This window comes from Mesorhizobium sp. WSM4846 (genome assembly GCF_055811415.1).
In genome coordinates this window covers 1-17,631 of sequence record NZ_JBVVPZ010000002.1, presented here as the reverse complement: position 1 = coordinate 17,631, position 17,631 = coordinate 1, and the positions used below count along the sequence as shown (strand labels likewise).

The following is a 17,631-nucleotide window of genomic DNA, read 5'->3' as shown; positions in this document are numbered from 1 at the left end:
TATCTGCCAGTCATGCTGCACTTTCGATGTTCAGATCGAGCGCTGGACGTGCCGATCTTGGCCGCGCCAGCAGCGAAACGAATTCGCGGGCTCTCGCGGCGCTTGTATGTGCCGCCAGGATCGTTGCACACGCTCGCTTGGCCAAAGCAAGCCTGACGCGGTCGGATTGGCTGGACAGGATATCGATCACGTCTTCGGCTTGGCCCGCCGTGTTGATCGTGGCTGTCGGAAAGAAGCTGTCCAGACCGGTCCAGCGATCGCTGATGATCGCTGTGCCACAGGCAGCCGCCTCGAAGAGGCGTACGCTGGGAGACCACCCAGCCGCTATCATTGAGCTGCGCGTGACGTTCAACGTATAGCGCTGGCGGCTGTAGAACGAGGCGTGGTCCGCCGGCGGCAGGTGCTCGATGCGATCGACGTTGCTTGGCCAGACGGTCTCGGACGGGAATTGCGAGCCGGCCACGACGAAGCGACGGTCCGGCATGCGTCTTGCCGGTTCGAGCAGGAGAGCATCCAGCGTCGCCTGCCGGTCCGAGCTGTAAGTGCCGAGATAGCCAAGGTCCCAGCGGATCGGATCGGCCGTTCGGCGATGCCGCTCCGGGTCGACGGAGCAGTAGAGCGGCTCGGCGCACCGTGCACCGAAGTCCGCCGCCAATCGGGCGAGTGTTGGCCCGCCGGTGAACGAGAAATAGACGTCGAAATACGGGATCTGCCGCCGGCATAGGTAATCGCAATCATCCGCGGCGAGCTTGGCCAGCGTGACCGGCGTGTCGATGTCGTAGAAGCAGAACTGGCCCGTGCACAGGGACGCGACGATGTCGATGACGGCTCGCCCCTCCGGAACGAACGACCCGACCACCACGACATCGGCCTGTTGCAGACAGCCGGCATAGGTCCGACGAAGATCGTTCGTCGTTTCGTAGTAGCGCAACGTGCAGAAATCCGGGTCGCGCAGATCGCGATGGTTCGCATACCACGGCACGTCGCGCTCCAGGAAGGTGACGCGATGGCCGAGCTCGTGCAGGCCCTTCAGCAACCCCCTAAAGGTCGTGGCATGGCCGTTTCCCCATGAAGAGGACAACGACAGGCCAAGAAAGACGATGTCGAGCCGCTGGGTCATTCCGCTGCCTCCACGGTGGGGCGCTCGAAATGACGCCTGAAGACAGCGTCGGCGACAGCGGCCCTTAACGCATAGGTATGCTCGGCGAGAACACGCCGAAGCGCAGATGCGCCGATCGCCCTTGCCCGCTGGGGGGTGAGGGTGCGCAAGATCTCAGTGACATCATTACCATCGCGCGCCACCAGGATCTCTTCCCCGGGGGCCAGGAACAATTCGACGCCGAGCCAGGCATCGGTGATGAGGCATGCGCCGGCACCGGCAGCCTCGAAGACGCGCGTGGCAGGCGAAAAGCCGTTGGCGGCCATGCTGTCGCGGCTGATGTTCAGCACCGCCTTGGGGGTGACGTTGAACGCATTGTGGTCCCGCGTCCCGACGTGGCCGAGCCATGCGACATTTGCCGGCAGCTGCTTGTCACCCCAACCAGATCCGCCGAGCAGGAAACGCTGATCGCCCGAACGGTTGGCCGGATCGAGGAAGAAGGCTTCGACGCGTGCTTCACGGTCCGGCAGGCGGTTGCCGAGAAAGGCGAGGTCGCAGGCGAAACGCTTGTCCTTCGCGACCGGATGGTGCGTTTCGGGATCGAGCGCGTTGTAGATCGGCACGCATTCGGCAGCCCCCAGCGCACGATAGGCCCAGACGACCGGATCGCCGCCGCCATAGGTGAGGACAAGGTCGATCTCCCGCAACGCGCGGTGCAGGGGGTGATCCGGCTCGTCGCGCAATTGGCCCAGAGTGGCCGGTGCGTCGACATCCCAGAACACTGTCAGCGCATCCGTCCGGGCGTGGTCGAGCACGGCGCGCAGCAGCGCCTCGTCCTCGAAGCCCACTCCACTCGCCTTGACGACGATGTCGGCTTTGCCGGCGCTTGCTGCCACCTGCATCAGTGCATGCGGGGTCGCCTCGTAGATGACGACGTTGCACCAGTCCGGTGCCTCGATATCGCGGTTCTTCTGCCGGTCGTAGACGTCCGGTTCATAGAACGTGATCTCGTAGTCAAGTTGAGAAAGAGCCTTCAGCAATCCGCGGTAATAAGTCGCCGCGCCGTTCCAATAGGACGACAGCAGGCTCGATCCATAAAATGCAATCTTCATGCGACTGTCTCCTCTTTGGCGATGCGATCGATGGCTTGGCGGTTGCCGCATTCGGCGAGCACGTCGAACAGCTCGTCCGCCCGGTGCCGGCAAGTGTGTCGCCTCCCGATGGTTTCAAGGCCGGATCTCACCAGAGAGGCGGCCAGGTCAGCATCGTCCAGCACGTCGCGAAGATGGCGGCACATCTCGGAACCGTCGCGCGCGAAAAGAAAGTCGATGCCTGGCCTGAAGAGTTGTTCGACATCGGCCCAAGGCGCCGAAACGAGCGGGATGCCACAGGCGAGCGCCTCGAACATGCGGATCGTCGGGATGCCGGGCAGGGTCTCCCGATATGGGCGCCGCGGGATGTGGACGGTAACGCGGTGGGCCGCGAATGCCTTGGTCACGTCGGCATTGGCAATCCAGCCTTCGTAACTCAGGCCGGCGGCGGCAAGATCGGCGAGCGCTTCGCGTGGATAGCGCACGCCATGAACAGTGCCACGCAGGCCAAGTTCTTCAACTGGATCGATCAGGAATTCCTTGATTTCGGCACTGCGCTCGTCATCGCCCCAGTTGCCGATCCAGATCAGGTCGGCTGTAGGGTCGATCCCCGGGTGCGGCCTGAACAGGCGCTCATCCGCCGCCTCGTGCCAGGTGAAAGCACGTTTGCCCCAGCCGGCGCGCAAATAGCTTTGCCGCAACGCCTCGCCGAAAGCCAGCACGCCGTCATATTCCTCCAGCCGCAGAGCCGAGATCGCCTGCGTCGCCGACACGGCGCGATGGTGGGTGTCATGGAACAGAAGCGTGAAACCGCCTCCATTCGCCCTGGCCCTGCCGATGCGCGCGACAAGGTCCGGGTCGGTCCATTCGTGGACGATCACCACATCGGCGTCGGCAATCCAGCCTTCATGGTCGAAGGACGCGTCGTAGGTCACCGACATCAGCTCCGGAAAATCTTTTCTGAAGCGCTCGACCGCGTAGGGCCCTTTCTCTGCCAGCAGGTTCGAACGGCTCCAGCCGTCTGCTGGCTCCAGCGCGATCGCCTGGTGCCCGCGTGCAACAAACTCCCGCATGATGCCGCGCAGGAAATGTGCGTTGCCGTGGTTCCAGTCGGAAACGACCGAATGGGTATAAAACAGGAACCGCATCGTCAGCGTTCCGCAACGGCCAGGGCGGCCCGATCGTAGATGTCGTGCATGGCCGCCGCTTGCCTTGCTGGTGAAAACTTGCGCGCTCGGCGTGCGGCGGCGTCGCCGAGCCGGCGCCTGTACTGGGCGTCGTCAGAGAGACAATCGACACGTCTGGCGAGATCGCCTGGATCGTAGACGTCGTAGAACAAAGCCGCGCCATTCCACAATTCGCGATAGGTCGGGATGTCGGCAAGCACCAAAGGTGTCGCCGACGTCGCTGCCTCCAGTGCGGCAAGGCCAAATGGTTCATAAATGGAGGGCGATACGAAGATGCCGGCCCGCGCCATCAAGCGACGCACCTCGTCGTGGCAGACCGAGCCCAGAGCAACGACATTGCTGAAATTGACGCGTTGGCCATCGCCGCCCTCGATCGGCCCGGCAGCGAAGACTGGCCATTTCGTCAGCGCTGCTGCCTGGTCCAGCGTAGCTGCGTTCTTTCCATCGTCCCACCAGCGCGCGGCGGCGAGAACCACCGGTTCGCGTCGCTCTGCCTTTGGACCCGGCCGTGTGCCGTTGCTGACAACGCTTAGGCCGGCGATCGGCCCGTAGCAGGCCTCGAGCATGTCGGCATGGCTGCGGCTGGGCGCGATTACCGCATTGGCCCCATCGAAACCGCGTCTGTTGCGGTCCTTCTGCCAGGCCCATTCGCCGTCCACAGCCTGTCCCCTGACGGCGTGGAGCCAGGTCACGACGCATGAGTGCGAGACCGTCACGACCGGGCAGGGCAGATCAAGTCCAACGGCCTGTGTCGGCGCATTGAGATGGACGAGGTCGATCGCGTGATCGCCAACAAGCGCGCGCAGTTCCTGCGGCAACATTTCCAGATCGTCCTCATTGCGGGTCATCCAGTCCGGCGGTGTCTTGAGCCACGCCAAATCAGCGAAAGCCTGTGCCTCCTTCGCCTGCTCTTCGGACGGTTCCGGGCCTAGCCCGGCGAGCACGATGCTGTCGCCGCCATGAGCCAACTCCCGCGCCAGATCGAGCGCGTAGCGCCAGACGCCGCCGACGGCATCGACGGTCATCAGGATTCGCCGCGGGCGGCGGATCAGTGACTGCAACATGTCGCCTCCAAATCGGCCAGCGCTCGCGGGCGCTTCTCCTGGATGTCGCTGAACGTCCGGAAAGAGGCCAGGTAATGCTCGTGGGCGCGCTCCCAGGCGAGATCGTCGGGCTCGCCCCAAAGCTCGCGATAGCTGGGCGAACTGGGATAGGGATAGAGCGGCACCGGCTCGTTGGCCCACACGCCGCGGTCAATGAGGTGCTTGCGCCAATGATCGACCAGAGCCGGATCGTCCTCGACGACGCCGATCAGATTGGCTTGGACGAACGGGACGTGACGTCGTGCATTGACCAGCAAGGCGGCCAGTTCCTCGGTGCCCAGCCGGCAACGCTTTGCCAGCATGGCCCGGCCTTCCACCGTCAGGCTTTCGAGGCCGGCTTCGATCGAAACGCAGCCGGCGGCACCCAGCAGTTCGAGGAGCTCCGGCTTCCAAAGATCGATGCGGGTCTGCACGCCGAACTTGACGTCGCGATCGACCAGCGCCTCCAGCAGCGCCTTCTGCGGCAGGAAGATCTCGTCGATAAAATAGATGTATCCGACGCCTTGCCCGATGAGCCGATCGATTTCCGCGGTGATCGCATCGTGGTTCCTGCGGCGGTAGGCGTCGCGGAAATCGATCTTGGCGCAGAAGCTGCAATTGTAGGGGCAGCCGCGAGACGCCTCGACCTCCGCTCCGAAACCAACCTGATCGTCGTCGAACCGGTGGTGATGGTGCAAATGCGCGGCAATCCAATCGGACGGCCAGCTGAGCGGCGGATGATCGACAAACGAACTGGCGTGAACGCCGCCGCTGCCGACAAGTTTTCCCTCGTCGAGGTGGGCGGTGTGTGGCACGGCGCTCCAATCGTGACGGCGGGCGAGTTCTGCGACGACCTCTTCGCATTCGCCGCGCACGACGACATCGACGCCCAGCTTGCGCAGCGTCGGCGCCGGCGTCGCCGAGCCGTGCGGCCCGACAGCCACTGTGCGGCCGCCCCGCCGGGCGAGGCGGTTGAGGAAGTCGGCTGGTACACGCAGCTCGGGCGGCGCGCAGCGCCAAAACAAATAGGTCGGCGCCGTGCTGACGACGGTCATGGCCGGTGCGAAAGCGGCGACGCGATCGGCAAGTGCCGCGTTGTCGAGCTTCTGGATTTGCCCGTCCAGCATCAGCACCTGATGGCCGTCGGCCTCCAGCGAGGCTTTCGAGTAGCCCAATTCCAGCGGCAGATGTGGCTGGCGGCAGCCGAAATAGATGCTGTCTTCGTAGGTCCAGAACGGATTGACCAGGGCGACTTTCATGCCACGTACCTCGCTGGTTCAGGCTCGAGGCGATGACGCTGGAGCCAGTCGGCGAGATCGCGGACGCCGTCGCGCCAGGAGACATGCGCTTTCCAGTCGAGCGTCGCTTCTAACTTGCGGGTATCGGCGACAAAGAAAGGTTGGTCGCCGGTGCGTTCCCGGTCGTAGCGGATCGCGAGGTTCCGCCCGGTCAGCTCGCCGATCTCCTCGATCAGCATGCGCAGGCTGACGGCGTTGCCCGGTCCGCCACCGAGATTGAATGCCTGGCCCTTGATGTTGTCGATCCGGGCAAGTACCCCGCGATAGGCCGCAACGGCGTCGCTGACATGAAGGATATCGCGCACCTGCTTGCCGTTGCCGTAGATCGTGATCGGCCGGCCGGAAAGCGCGCTGAGCAGAAAATGGGCGACCCAGCCCTGGTCCTCCGTGCCGAACTGGCGCGGCCCGTAGATGCAGCTCATACGCAGGACCGCGGTCGGCAGATCGTACGACTTGGCATAATCGAGCACATATTGGTCGGCCGCGCCTTTGGAGCAGCCATAGGGGGTGCAGAAATCCAGGCCGCAGGCCTCGTCTATGCCGTTGGCGCGGATGCCGGCATCGCAGGGCACGCACCGATCGTCCTCTTCGCGCACTGTGACGTCGGGCAGGCCGCCATAGACCTTGTTGGTGCTGGCGAAGATCACGGGAATGCGTCTGCCGCTGCGGCGAGCCGCTTCCAAAACGTTGAAGGTCCCGCGCAGATTGATGTCGAAATCTTCGCTTGGCTGGGCCAGGCTCGTGGTGACGGCGGTTTGCGCGGCGAGATGGAATATCGCCCTGGCATGCGCCAAAAGCGGCGCCAGCACGTCTTCGTCCCGGACATCAGCGGTTTCCACGGCAAGTTGATTGCCGTGCTTCTGCGTCAGCCAAGCCAGGTTCTGGTCGACGCCCGGGCGGCTGAGATTGTCGATGACCAGCACCGGCACCCCATCCGACAACAGGCTGTCGGCGAGGTTCGAGCCGATGAAGCCGCTGCCGCCGACGATGGCAACCGGCGCTTCACGAAAACCGTCCGGCCTCATGATACCAGTCCCCGCTCTTCGAGTTCCCGTTTCATGTCGGCGCCGCGGTCGATGGCGACCGTGTTGCGCACCCATGCGACGAACTCGTCGAGTGACTCCTCCAGCCGGTGCTGCGGCTCGAAACCGAGCAGTTCGCGCGCCTTCGAGATGTCGGCAAAGCAATTGCGGATATCGCCGGCGCGCGCCTTGCCGAGAATTTCAGGCCGATGGTCCGGCACACCCATGGCGTCGGCGAGCAGCCGGGCGACCTCGCTGATCGCATAGGCCCGTCCGCTGCCGATGTTGATGACGTGGCCGCGCGCCTGGCGTTGTTCCAGCGCCAGGCGGAACGCGCGGGCGACGTCACGCACATGCACGAAATCGCGTTTCTGCTCGCCATCTTCGAAAATCATCGGCCGCTGGCCGTTAGCGAGGCGTGAAGCGAAATTCGCCAGAACGCCGGTGTAAGGATTTGACAGCGCCTGTCCGGCGCCGAACACGTTGAACAGGCGCAGCGCCACCGCATCGACGCCATAGGCATCGCCGAAGATCAGCACGGCGCGCTCCTGGGCATATTTCGTCAGCGCATAGATCGAGGCGAGGTCGACCGGCTTTTCCTCGTCTGTCGGCAGCGGCGACAGGCTTTTATCCGCCGCCGACAGCGGATTCCATTGGCCGCTCTTGACGTCGCTGGCCTGCCGCCGTGCATTGTCGACGCGCCGACCGCCTGGCGTGGCATAGAGACCCTCGCCGTAGACGCTCATCGATGAGGCGACGACGATCCTCTCGACCGGATGCTTGATCAGTGCCTCGAGCAGGGTGGCGGTGCCGAGGTCGTTGGCGCCGACATAGCGGGCGATCTCGTACATGGACTGGCCGACGCCGACCTCGGCAGCGAGATGAACGGTGGCGTCGACGCCCTGCAGCGCCTCGGCGACGGCGGCGCGATCGCGAACGTCGCCTTTGATCAGTTCGGCTCCTGCCGGCAGGCTGATCGCTTCGCTGCCGTGCACCTGTTCCAGCAGCGCATCGAGAATGCAGACGGCATAACCATGTTCGACGAGTTCCTGGACGACGTGGCGGCCGATGAAACCGCACCCTCCTGTAACCAGTATGCGTTTCACGACAACTCCTTACGCAGTTGGCCTTGGCGCCCCGAACTGTTTGGCAAAAGGTTTGTTCCCTCTGCTTCAACAAAGATGGTTTTGGCGAGGCTGCAACCTGAGGTGAACGCATGGCGAACGAGCCTTGGGCGATGCGCGGGAACATTGCAGCTTCTTTGGTGTTAGGGGCGCTCATCCGGTCCGTGGGCGGCCCGTGGGCGCAATCCAGGAAGCCACACGCCTGCAAGGTCTGGATCAAAGGAGGTTCCAATGTCTGAATCGAAGACAACCACCAATCATGACGAGATCCGCCAATGGGCCGAAGATCGTGGTGGCCGACCGGCGGTTGTACGAACCAGGGGCGAGGGCGGCATCTTGCGGATCGATTTTGGCGAGCCCGAGGAGAAGCTCGAACCCATCGAATGGGATGAGTTCTTCCGGATTTTCGACGAGAACGATCTGACTTTCCTTTACCAGGACGAAACCGGCTCCGGAAAAAACAGCCGGTTCAACAAATTCATCGACCGCAAGAACGGCTGAGGAAGCTGCTAACTCAGCGCTGTCGGGTAGCTCTTAGGCGCGCCTCGCGTTCTGATAGAGGACTTAACTATAGATGGCTGTTTTCGCCTACTTTGCAGACTGTTAGAAAACCAAGATCAGTGCAGCAGGCTGGTTCCGCCCGATCCGGCAATGTTTCGCATGATGCCGTTCAGCCAGTCTTCGGTCGATACACCGGGCCGCCGCCTGTCGATCTCGCCGATGGCGCGCTCCAGTGTTCGCTCGACCAGCCGATCCGAAGCACCGACGTCGCCCAGAAGCAGCCGCGCCGCGAGCCTGAGCTTCGGCAGAAGTGAAAACACGTTGTCCGACAAGTTCACGGCAGGGCGACCGGCAAGGGCGGATTTTTCCGGAGGGAACAAGGCGTCGAAGACGGCGTAGCTATCCGACGATTTTTGAAGATTGCTGGCGTGGCGGAGACGTTCGGGAATGACGATGTCCTCGTCACCGCTGAAAAAGACGAAGGGAACGCCGCGGCGCATCAGTTCGTCGGCGATCGGAAACACCCGCCGGCCATTGAGATTGACGTCGAGGATCGCGGCCTCAGCCACCTCGGTATGCATGGAGGCGTGTTCGACCGTCGCCGCAGGGCCAAGGACGACCGCGCCCATATTGCCGAAATATCTTGCAAGATCGCCGGCCAATACCCAATCGTCTTCGACAATCAGGATGCGCACTCCTCGGAGATCGCGCACCTCATCGCCCTTTCTTCGAGCGGGATTTGCAAGTGTCCGCACGGGCCTGTTCGGAATGTTCCTGCAAGGCTGCCTGCAAGCGCTTCGCCAAAACAAGCATGCGCGGCGGAATGGATTCGTTTCCCGGCAAACTCAGCAGATCCTCGAAGCGCAACGACGCTCGTCTTGTCAGCTTCAGCTCAGGTGTGCGCTTTGACATTGGAGTTCCACAATAATCCCGACTTTAACGCCGTCTGCACGGACTTGTTCCGGCCCTCGCGCACGTTATATGCTGGGCGTTGCGTTCAGCCCGGTCGTGGGCTTTGGGTCGATTTGGCGGCCTTGTCGTCTAGGCTGTTCAACCGAGGGCTTGGGGTGACATCTCAGGTGAAGAGATTTCCAATTGTGGGCGTCGGCGCGTCGGCCGGCGGCATTCCTGCAATGGAGGGCCTGTTCAAAGGCATCAGCGGCCAGCCCGGCATGGCGTTCGTCATCGTCACCCATCTCAGCCCCGAGCGCGAAAGCCTGCTTCATGAGGTCGTCGGACGTTACACGCAACTCCCGGTTGTTGTCGTCGAGGACGGCACCACTGTCCTGTCCGACCACGTCTATGTGATGCCGCAAAACGTCGTTCTCACGATCGAGCGGGGAGTGCTGCACCTGCGGCCATCCAACGTGCTCAGCCGCGAGCGCAAGCCGATCGATATCTTTTTTAGCGCGTTGGCGGAGGATCAGGGCGAATATGCGGTTGGCGTCATTTTGTCGGGCGGCGATTCCGATGGCACGCTTGGCGCCAAGGCGATCAAGGAGCGTGGCGGACTGACGGTCGCCCAGGCTCCCAACGGCTACGGTCCGCGCAACCCGGACATGCCGAAAAGTGCGATCTCCAGCGGGCTGATCGACATTGCGGCGCCGGCGGAGGAGATCGGCGCGAAGCTCGAGGGGTTCGCCCGCAGCTTCGACATGCTGAACGGGGTTGCCGGAGGCGGCGAGCACGAGACGGCAGAACTGGGTCGGCTCCGCGACGAGATCTACGGCATTCTGCAGGGCCAATCCGGCCACGATTTCTCAGGCTATAAGACCAAGACATTCCTGCGGCGCATCAAGCGGCGCATGCAAATCGGACAGCTTGATTCCATTGAAGAGTATGTTGAATGGCTGAAGAAGGACCCTCGCGAGGTGGCGAACCTTTTTCGTGACCTTTTGATCAACGTCACCGATTTTTTCCGTGATCCCGACGCGTTCAAGCTGCTCGAGGAGAAGGTCGTACCGCAGCTGTTCGAGGGCAAGACCGCCAGCGACGCCGTCAGGATCTGGGTGCCTGGCTGCGCCACCGGCGAGGAGGTGTTCTCGATCGGCATGCTGTTGCGCGAACACATGGAGACGCTTCCGGTTGTGCCACGCGTCCAGATATTTGCGACCGACATCGATGAGCCCGCGCTTGCGGTGGCGCGCGCGGCGCGTTACCCGGCGGCATTGCTGCAGGGCGTCTCGCCCGAGCGCAGGCAGCGTTTTTTCAGCAGCGACGGCGAGAGCCACGTGCTTGCCAACGAGGTCCGGGAGCTGTGCGTCTTTTCCCCTCACAGCGTCGTCCGCGACCCGCCGTTTTCACGCATGGACATGGTTTCATGCCGCAACCTGCTGATCTATTTCGGCTCGGACATCCAGAACCGGGTGATTCCGATCTTCCACTACGCGCTGAAGCCGGGCGGTTATCTTTTCCTCGGCACGTCCGAAAGCGTCGGCCAGCACGACAACCTCTTCGCCACCGTCGACAAGAAGCAGCGCATTTTTCAGGCGCGGGAACATGCCTCGCCACACATTAGGCTGCCGATGCTGATCGGCGATGGCCGTTCAGGCGCCTTCCTGCCTGAAGGAACGGGGCCGAACAAGCGAACCGCCAGCTATCCGCTTCGACAGGCGGTCGAGGCACAAGTGCTGGAGCGTTTCGCGCCGCCGCATGTCGTGGTGAATGGCGACGGTGACGTCGTCTACTATTCGGCGCGGACCGGCCGATATCTCGAAGCGCCGCAAGGCATTCCGAGCCGGCAGGTGCTGACTTTGGCCCGCTCCGGGCTAAGGCTCGACCTGCGCGCGGCATTGCGGGAAGCCGCCACGACGCGCCGCACCGTCGTGCGGGAAAATGTCGTCGTTGACGAGGACGACGAACAGGCCCAGTCGATCAAACTCACTGTCGAGCCCCTGGCGGAACGCGGCAAGGGCGAACGGCTTTATCTCGTCCTGTTCGAACCGACGGGGCCGGTGCAGCCGCGGTCGGATGTGCGGGGCGAAAACCGTGATGGCGAAGGCGCTGCTGATCTCGAGCGGGAGCTGCGCGAAACGCGGGAGCGACTGCAGTCGACAATCGAGGAGTACGAAACGGCGCTGGAAGAGCTGAAATCGTCGAACGAGGAACTCGTCTCCGTCAACGAGGAGGCGCAGTCGACCAATGAGGAGCTTGAGGCCTCGAAGGAGGAGATGCAGTCGCTCAACGAGGAGCTCAACACGATAAATTCGGAGCTGACCAGCAAGATAGAAGAGCTCGACCGCGCCAACAGCGATTTGCGCAATCTGTTCGAGAGCACGCAGATCGCAACCATCTTCCTCGACCGCAATCTGGTGGTGCGGACCTTTACGCCGGCGGCCTCGTCTTTCTTCAGCCTGCGTCCCTCCGACGTCGGCCGGCCGCTGACCGAGCTTTCGAGCCAGCTCGACTATCCCGAGCTGAAACAGCACATCGATGCTGTCTTCGAAACCGGGGAGACCCTGAACCATCATCTGGCGCGCGACAATCGGGGCCGGTTTTACATGGTTCGCATCAATCCCTATCGCGACAAGGACAACCGGATCCAGGGCGTCGTGGTCACGCTGGTCGATGTCACCACATTGGCCGAGACGGAAGAGCAAAACCGGGTGCTCATTTCGGAGCTGAACCACCGCGTCAAGAATATGCTGGCGGTGGTCGCCAGCATCGCCAACCGCACCCGTGAAAATTCGGAATCGAAGGAAGAATTCGCCGAAGCGCTGATCGGTCGCCTGCACGCCATGTCGCGGGCTTACGGTCTGCTGTCGAAGGAGCGCTGGAAAGAAGCTTCGATCAACGAACTGCTGCATCAGGAACTCGAAGCTTTCAGCATTGACCGGTTCGAACTTGACGGCGCTGAAGTGAAGCTTAGCCCGCAGCAGGGTCTTTCCCTCAGCATGGCCATTCATGAACTGGCGACCAACGCCGCCAAATATGGCGCGCTGTCGAAGCCCGAGGGCAGGGTCGTGCTGAAATGGTCTGGCGAGGGCGATGTTTTCACGCTCGCCTGGCGCGAGAGACACGGGCCGCCGGTCAGAAAACCTGAAGTTAGCGGCTTCGGACTTTCCCTGCTGCAGGGTGAGATCGGATATCGGCTTGGCGGAAACGTCGAGACGACCTTCAACCGTAACGGTCTCGAGGTCCAGATCACATTCCCGATGCTGCGCAAGGAGACGCCGTGACCGACCCGCTGCGCGTTCTGGTGGTCGAGGATGAATGGCTCATCGCCGAGGACATCGCTGCTTGTCTGCGCGATTCGGGACATCAGGTGATCGGCCCGGCCCCTTCGGTGGCGGCGGCCCTTCGTCTTATCGGCGAAAATCCTGTCGACGTGGCGCTGCTGGATGTTCAACTGCATGGCGAAACGAGCCTGGCGATCGCAGAAGAACTAAAAACCCGCCATATTCCGTTCGCGTGCCTGACCGGCTTTGGGCCGCGCGATGTTCCATCCGCGTTCGCCAACGCTAGATTTGTTCGCAAGCCGGCAGATCAGGCGGCCATTCTCAGAGCCTTGGCGGAATTGGTCCCGACGTCCTAGCTCGTTTGCCCTTCAGTCCAGCGGCTTTTCGGTCGGCCGCGGCGTGGCGCCTTGCTGGCGCGGCCGGCCGGCATTGCGGTTGGCCACCGGATTGTCCAGCGGAGCGGTCGAGGGCTTCGAGGCTCCCGCGCTTTTCGGCGTCGGTGGCCTGGCTCCGGCATCCGTATCGTCAGCATCCCGCCTTGGACGTCGCAAGCCAGCGGCATTTGCCTGCCGGATTGCCGGTTTCGATGTGGTTTCATTATTGGCCATGGTGTCTCCTTCCTGCTGCGACGGAAACAACGGAGGCTTCGTTCACCGCTCGCAGCCCTGCGTGTCAACCGCCGGCACGGTGCGAAGTTCCATGACCTGCCGCTGGATGGGAACCATTTTCGATACTGGCTGTTCGGCTCGCAGGAAGGAGCGGGACATGGAGCGACGTAACGCCATACTTTCGCTGGTGATAGCAGCGATCATCATCGTCGGCTTTCTCATCGGCTTTTTGTATGCCGATATGGGCTGGCGCACCTCGCCACTCGAAAGAGCCCAGGAGCAAAACCAGGGTGGGAACGCCCCGGCCGACACCTCGCCTGCCGCGGGCATCGAAAAGAACCCCCAAGAGAATACCGAGATGCCGGATCAGCAATAACCGCGATCTGTCGGGCAGGAACCGGGCAAGCTGGATGGTCTTGCCCAGAACCAATGCATCGGACTTACGGTGGCTGCTGGTACCCGGCTGCCAACGCCGCGGCCTCTTCCCCCGTCGTTGAAATCCCTCCTGCTGATGTAAGCGATTTCTGGCATTTGCGTATCGGCAGCACCGCGTGCTCAGTCTCCGGAGACGAGAGCCGGCCGATCCTGCTGCTTCTTGCCAACGCATCTTGGTTGGCCCTTGCTGCGAGCCACTCTGCCCGCTCCCGCGGCAAGCCGATAAGGCAAATACCAGCGAAGTGCGCCGGCACATCCACCGTCGTGTCGAACACGGCCCATGTGTTGGTAGGCTCCTGAACCGGCAAAAACCTCATAACAGCTCCTGCTAATATATAGCACGAACTTACGGACGAAGCACTGTTCCGGCATCAACCAAACGAAGGAGAATTTTTCGTTTTGCCACGCTGCGGCGCGCTGAGCCTCGCAAATTGATCCACACCGTCTGTATCGCGGCTGCGACGTGGCCGAAAATAGATCTCGACGAGCGAACGCATCCAGGAGCCCGCCAGGCGGCGGCGCTTTTGCGTGTCGGCGATCCGCCTTCAGCCCCATCTCGCGGCGCCTCGGCGTATCCCTTGGGGAAGTGTCAACTGGCCTTAGGAGCGCTGCTCGGAACCAGGAATCCACCCTTTAGCAACTCCAGGGCGTCGAGCGCCTCCTCATCCAGCAAATCTGTCAGAGCCACCCCTTCTGCGAAGACCACCCTATCGTCGTCTATGTCGTAGACCTCCCAAAGCCCTTCCTTGTTCCGTCGAATGGCGTGCCGATGCTCCATAAGCAGACGCTAATTGAGTCGCGGAAATGGTGGCTAGGAAAAATCAGGGGCAGGCCGACATTAGCAGTGGAAAACCTCAGGCGCCCTGACGCGTGATGCATGCGCAAGTCAAGGCTATGCCGGCCGCGCGCGGCCCGAGGGGACCGTATCGACCACGGAAAATAGCCAGGTCGAGAATCCGATTGACGATCATTGCGGACACTCGGCCTCTGATGTAATTTAGGGATCGATCAAGTGAGGAATATACCGCTGTCGCGACGGCTTTTCTCTCTTTTCTGTCTCGGCAGATAGCATGCTCTCTAACGGACCTTGGCACTGCAAGCTGTGTTCTTGTGGTCGCCAGGTAACGACGGTTAAGGGATTTGCCATGCTCCGACGTTGCGGATTCGTTGCGGCCTTGATGCTCGCAAGCGTCGCGACTTTCGATGCTTCTGCAGTCGAACGAAGGGTCGCCTTTGTAATCGGCAACTCCGATTACCAGGAAATCTCGGCCCTCAAGAACCCGGCCAAGGATGTGGTGGACGTGTCCAACACGTTTCGAGCGGCTGGTTTTGATGTTTTCGTCGCGAGCAATCTTACGAAGCTGCAATTTGAAGATCAGTTTCGCAACTATCTTGCCGCCGTGGACGGCGCTGATGTGGCTGTCGTCTACTATTCCGGCCACGGCTTTCAGATCGGCGGCGAAAATTTCCTGATCCCTGTCGATGCCTCGTTGAAGGATGCGGCGGACGTCGAGGTCCAGGCAATCAAGCTGAACGATGTGCTGCAGCAGATGCGTTCGAAATCGAAGATCCAGGTGATCATCCTCGATGCCTGCCGCAACAATCCATTCCCTCGCAAGGACTATTGGCTCAGGGACCAGCTTCTTACCGCCAGCGGCACCGGCCTTGCGCAAGTAAGAAGCTCACTGAACACACTGATTGCTTTCGCCACCGAACCCGGCGCGGTCGCCTATGACGGCGCCGGCGACCTCAGTCCTTTTTCATCGGCGTTTTCTCGTCGCGCGCTCGCCCCAAACCAGGAGATCCGCACGGTCATGTCGGCCGTCCGCCGGGATGTGGTTGAGGCGACCAAGGGCCTGCAAGTTCCCTGGGAGAACTCTTCGCTGATTGACGAAGTCGTTCTGATGCGTCGCATCAGCCGCCCATCGCTGCCGCCGGTATTGGAGAAGGTCGTGCTGTCCGGGGCCGGCCCCGTCGATCTGGACCTCCCGGAACCGGTCCAGGTCGATGGCGGGACAATAACCGTCAGCATCGAAAGACTACCCGCCTTGGGACGCCTGATGCTGGACGGCAAGGTCGTCGAGGCGGGAGAACCGATCCAGGGCAAGGATTTGCCGCGTTTGCAGTTGGATGTCCCCAAGGGAACTGGCGAGCCGGAAGAGATGGATATGCTGGCCTATGCCGCACGCGACAGTTGGGGCGGCGAAGCCAAGGGCATGCTGGTGTTCCGGGTCAAGAGCGGCGAAGGAGCCGAGGGCGAACAGGTGATGGCCTCGCTCGAAGCCGAGCAGAAGCAGCAGGTGCTGCAGCGCGGCATTCATGTCACCGGTGCGGCCGAGGCGATCGAGAACCGGGACGTCGACGTTCCGGTCGGCGTCGGCGCCGTTGCCCTGAACCTCGACGTCCCGACAGACGATGCGGCGGTCAGCCTGAAAGTCACAAACTATCCGGCAACGGGGACGCTCTCCCTGCCGGATCGGACCCTGTCGCCCGAATCGAGCTTGACGGTCGGCGAAGTCGAGGGGCTGCGCTATGAACCCCAGATCGGAGCCAGTGCACCGGTCGAGATCGCCTTCGAAATTCGGGCGGACAGCGGAGCAGCCAAACCCGCCAAAATGAAACTGTCGCCGAGCGTCGATCCATGCGACCTGGCTGCCGGCGAACCTCTCGACCTTCAAGGCGTGGTCCCCGGCCTGCTGCCGAATGAAATCGGCGCCGACGCGGTCAAGCTGTGCGAGGCTGCGGTGAAGGCGTATCCCGATGTCGCCCGCTTCCGTTATGAACTGGGGCGCGCGCTGCTTGCAGCCGGCAAGGTGGACCAGGCCAGGAAAGCGATCCAGCAGGCCGCCGACAGGGGGCACGTGCGCGCGGTGTTCGAGCTCGGCTACCTCCATGCGACGGGAACGGGCCAGGCTGTCGACCGCAAGCAGGCCAACACCTTCTACGCGGTGGCATCCGACAAGGGTGACCCCTACGGCATGACGGCATGGGGTCGTGCCCTGTTCCATGGAAACGGCGTCGAGCGCGACACCGGCAAGGGGCTGGATCTGCTGCTCAAGGCGGCATCGATGGGGCACACCTATGCCATGAACGATCTCGGCGCGATCTTCACCGAAGGCCGCAACGGCGTGCCCGCCGACCAGGCCCGTGCCGTTGCCTTCCTGAAGGCCGGCGTCCAGCGCCAGGACATGTATTCGATGAACTTGCTCGGTCGCAATTACCTCAGCGGTCGAGGCGTCGAGAAGGATCCGAAGGCTGCGCTGGAGCTTTTTCAGAAGGCCGTCGACCTCGGCCAGCCCTATGCGCCGGCCAGTCTTGCGCGCATGTACCGTGATGGCGTTGGCGTCGAGCAGAACCTTGATGAAGCCCAACGCCTGTTTGAACTGGCAACCTCGCGCGGTGACCAGTCCGGCGCCTATGATCGCGCGGCTCTCGAGATGCAAAAGGGCGACCAGGCCGACCAGGCCGTCGCCGTGCGTTTCCTGGCATTCACAGTAGCGCTCGATTTTCGCAATGAGTTGCCTGACGCCCGCGCGACGTTGGCGAAATTCGGGGCCAAGCCGAAAGCGGCGGCGTTGAAGCAGCTGCGTGGGGAACTCAAGTCGAAGATTCCGTTGAGCGGTTCTGTCGACAAGCAACTGGTCAAAGTGGCAAGGGCGGTCTGGGAACAAGCCAATCCGCGTCGGGATTTGTTCTGATCAACAAGGAGGCAATGGTGGGCAGAAATCGAAAGCAGGCAACACTCGGGATAACTCTGTCCATCGCCTTGGCCGGGGTCACGGGCTGCACATCCTGGCCACCCCTTCAACCGACGCCGCTGGTGGCGACGCCAGCACCGGCGCCGAAGGTCGTTCGCAGAGCCCCGGCGCCGCGGAAGGTCGTCAACCCGGCTCCCAAACCGGTAGCCGCCAGGAAAGCGGTTAAACCGGTCGCGGACGAGCCGGCTGCTCCCGTAATCATTCCGACTTCGGGAGGTGGTGGCGGGACTGGCCGGAGTGGGGGGAGT

General features: G+C 62.4%; 14 protein-coding genes. 5 read left to right on the top strand and 9 right to left on the bottom strand.

Annotated features, from left to right (window positions below):
• Window positions 1-10: 10 nt before the first annotated feature.
• From AC0L15_RS02400 to AC0L15_RS02370, 7 genes are read right to left on the bottom strand one after another with little or no spacing between them, the layout of a single operon-like run.
• On the bottom strand, window positions 11-1,120 hold the full coding sequence (locus AC0L15_RS02400; RefSeq protein WP_128180239.1) for a CgeB family protein: 1,110 nt from the start codon (window positions 1,118-1,120) through the stop codon (window positions 11-13).
• Window positions 1,117-2,211, bottom strand: a complete 1,095-nt coding sequence (locus AC0L15_RS02395; protein WP_287066493.1) for a CgeB family protein — start codon at window positions 2,209-2,211, stop codon at window positions 1,117-1,119. Before AC0L15_RS02395 ends, AC0L15_RS02400 begins: the two co-directional genes overlap by 4 nt.
• Window positions 2,208-3,338, bottom strand: coding sequence for a CgeB family protein (locus AC0L15_RS02390; protein ID WP_287066494.1), 1,131 nt, complete (start codon window positions 3,336-3,338; stop codon window positions 2,208-2,210). Before AC0L15_RS02390 ends, AC0L15_RS02395 begins: the two co-directional genes overlap by 4 nt.
• A gap of 2 nt (window positions 3,339-3,340) precedes the next feature.
• Window positions 3,341-4,441: a glycosyltransferase family 4 protein gene (locus AC0L15_RS02385; protein WP_473495860.1), complete on the bottom strand. Its 1,101-nt coding sequence runs from the start codon at window positions 4,439-4,441 to the stop codon at window positions 3,341-3,343.
• On the bottom strand, window positions 4,426-5,718 hold the full coding sequence (locus tag AC0L15_RS02380; RefSeq protein WP_287119929.1) for a TIGR04295 family B12-binding domain-containing radical SAM protein: 1,293 nt from the start codon (window positions 5,716-5,718) through the stop codon (window positions 4,426-4,428). The genes AC0L15_RS02385 and AC0L15_RS02380 overlap by 16 nt, the downstream gene beginning before the upstream one ends.
• Window positions 5,715-6,782: an NAD-dependent epimerase/dehydratase family protein gene (locus AC0L15_RS02375; RefSeq protein ID WP_473495859.1), complete on the bottom strand. Its 1,068-nt coding sequence runs from the start codon at window positions 6,780-6,782 to the stop codon at window positions 5,715-5,717. The genes AC0L15_RS02380 and AC0L15_RS02375 overlap by 4 nt, the downstream gene beginning before the upstream one ends.
• Window positions 6,779-7,885, bottom strand: coding sequence for an NAD-dependent epimerase/dehydratase family protein (locus AC0L15_RS02370; RefSeq protein ID WP_473495858.1), 1,107 nt, complete (start codon window positions 7,883-7,885; stop codon window positions 6,779-6,781). Before AC0L15_RS02370 ends, AC0L15_RS02375 begins: the two co-directional genes overlap by 4 nt.
• 249 nt (window positions 7,886-8,134) lie before the next feature.
• Between AC0L15_RS02370 and AC0L15_RS02365 the strand changes: the two genes are divergently transcribed.
• Window positions 8,135-8,404 (top strand): hypothetical protein, encoded by a 270-nt coding sequence (locus tag AC0L15_RS02365; protein ID WP_027153502.1) that lies wholly within the window; start codon window positions 8,135-8,137, stop codon window positions 8,402-8,404.
• A 116-nt stretch (window positions 8,405-8,520) separates the two neighbouring features.
• Here the strand turns inward: AC0L15_RS02365 and AC0L15_RS02360 are convergent, their stop codons facing one another.
• Both AC0L15_RS02360 and AC0L15_RS02355 read right to left on the bottom strand, forming a co-directional pair.
• Window positions 8,521-9,117 (bottom strand): response regulator, encoded by a 597-nt coding sequence (locus AC0L15_RS02360; protein WP_473495857.1) that lies wholly within the window; start codon window positions 9,115-9,117, stop codon window positions 8,521-8,523.
• Window position 9,118: 1 nt separating this feature from the next.
• The gene (locus AC0L15_RS02355; protein ID WP_023801270.1) at window positions 9,119-9,316 is read right to left on the bottom strand and encodes a hypothetical protein; all 198 of its coding nucleotides are present in this window, start codon (window positions 9,314-9,316) and stop codon (window positions 9,119-9,121) included.
• 167 nt (window positions 9,317-9,483) lie between these two features.
• On the opposite strand from AC0L15_RS02355, the gene AC0L15_RS02350 reads away from it, so the two are divergent.
• The 4 genes from AC0L15_RS02350 (at window position 9,484) to AC0L15_RS02335 (ending at window position 17,323) form a co-directional block, all read left to right on the top strand.
• Window positions 9,484-12,582 (top strand): CheR family methyltransferase, encoded by a 3,099-nt coding sequence (locus tag AC0L15_RS02350; RefSeq protein ID WP_473495856.1) that lies wholly within the window; start codon window positions 9,484-9,486, stop codon window positions 12,580-12,582.
• Window positions 12,579-12,938: a response regulator gene (locus AC0L15_RS02345; RefSeq protein WP_023801272.1), complete on the top strand. Its 360-nt coding sequence runs from the start codon at window positions 12,579-12,581 to the stop codon at window positions 12,936-12,938. The genes AC0L15_RS02350 and AC0L15_RS02345 overlap by 4 nt, the downstream gene beginning before the upstream one ends.
• Window positions 12,939-13,017: 79 nt before the next feature.
• Window positions 13,018-13,566, top strand: coding sequence for a hypothetical protein (locus AC0L15_RS02340; protein WP_419696479.1), 549 nt, complete (start codon window positions 13,018-13,020; stop codon window positions 13,564-13,566).
• 1,237 nt (window positions 13,567-14,803) lie between these two features.
• Window positions 14,804-17,323, top strand: a complete 2,520-nt coding sequence (locus tag AC0L15_RS02335; RefSeq protein WP_473495855.1) for a caspase family protein — start codon at window positions 14,804-14,806, stop codon at window positions 17,321-17,323.
• Window positions 17,324-17,631 lie beyond the last annotated feature (308 nt).

Excerpts from the sequence above, each read along its gene's own strand:
- AC0L15_RS02400 (WP_128180239.1), bottom strand. The coding sequence starts at position 1,120 with ATGACCCAGCGGCTCGACATCGTCTTTCTTGGCCTGTCGTTGTCCTCT.
- AC0L15_RS02395 (WP_287066493.1), bottom strand. The coding sequence starts at position 2,211 with ATGAAGATTGCATTTTATGGATCGAGCCTGCTGTCGTCCTATTGGAAC.
- AC0L15_RS02390 (WP_287066494.1), bottom strand. The coding sequence starts at position 3,338 with ATGCGGTTCCTGTTTTATACCCATTCGGTCGTTTCCGACTGGAACCAC.
- AC0L15_RS02385 (WP_473495860.1), bottom strand. The coding sequence starts at position 4,441 with ATGTTGCAGTCACTGATCCGCCGCCCGCGGCGAATCCTGATGACCGTC.
- AC0L15_RS02380 (WP_287119929.1), bottom strand. The coding sequence starts at position 5,718 with ATGAAAGTCGCCCTGGTCAATCCGTTCTGGACCTACGAAGACAGCATC.
- AC0L15_RS02375 (WP_473495859.1), bottom strand. The coding sequence starts at position 6,782 with ATGAGGCCGGACGGTTTTCGTGAAGCGCCGGTTGCCATCGTCGGCGGC.
- AC0L15_RS02365 (WP_027153502.1), top strand. The coding sequence starts at position 8,135 with ATGTCTGAATCGAAGACAACCACCAATCATGACGAGATCCGCCAATGG.
- AC0L15_RS02355 (WP_023801270.1), bottom strand. The coding sequence starts at position 9,316 with ATGTCAAAGCGCACACCTGAGCTGAAGCTGACAAGACGAGCGTCGTTG.
- AC0L15_RS02335 (WP_473495855.1), top strand. The coding sequence starts at position 14,804 with ATGCTCGCAAGCGTCGCGACTTTCGATGCTTCTGCAGTCGAACGAAGG.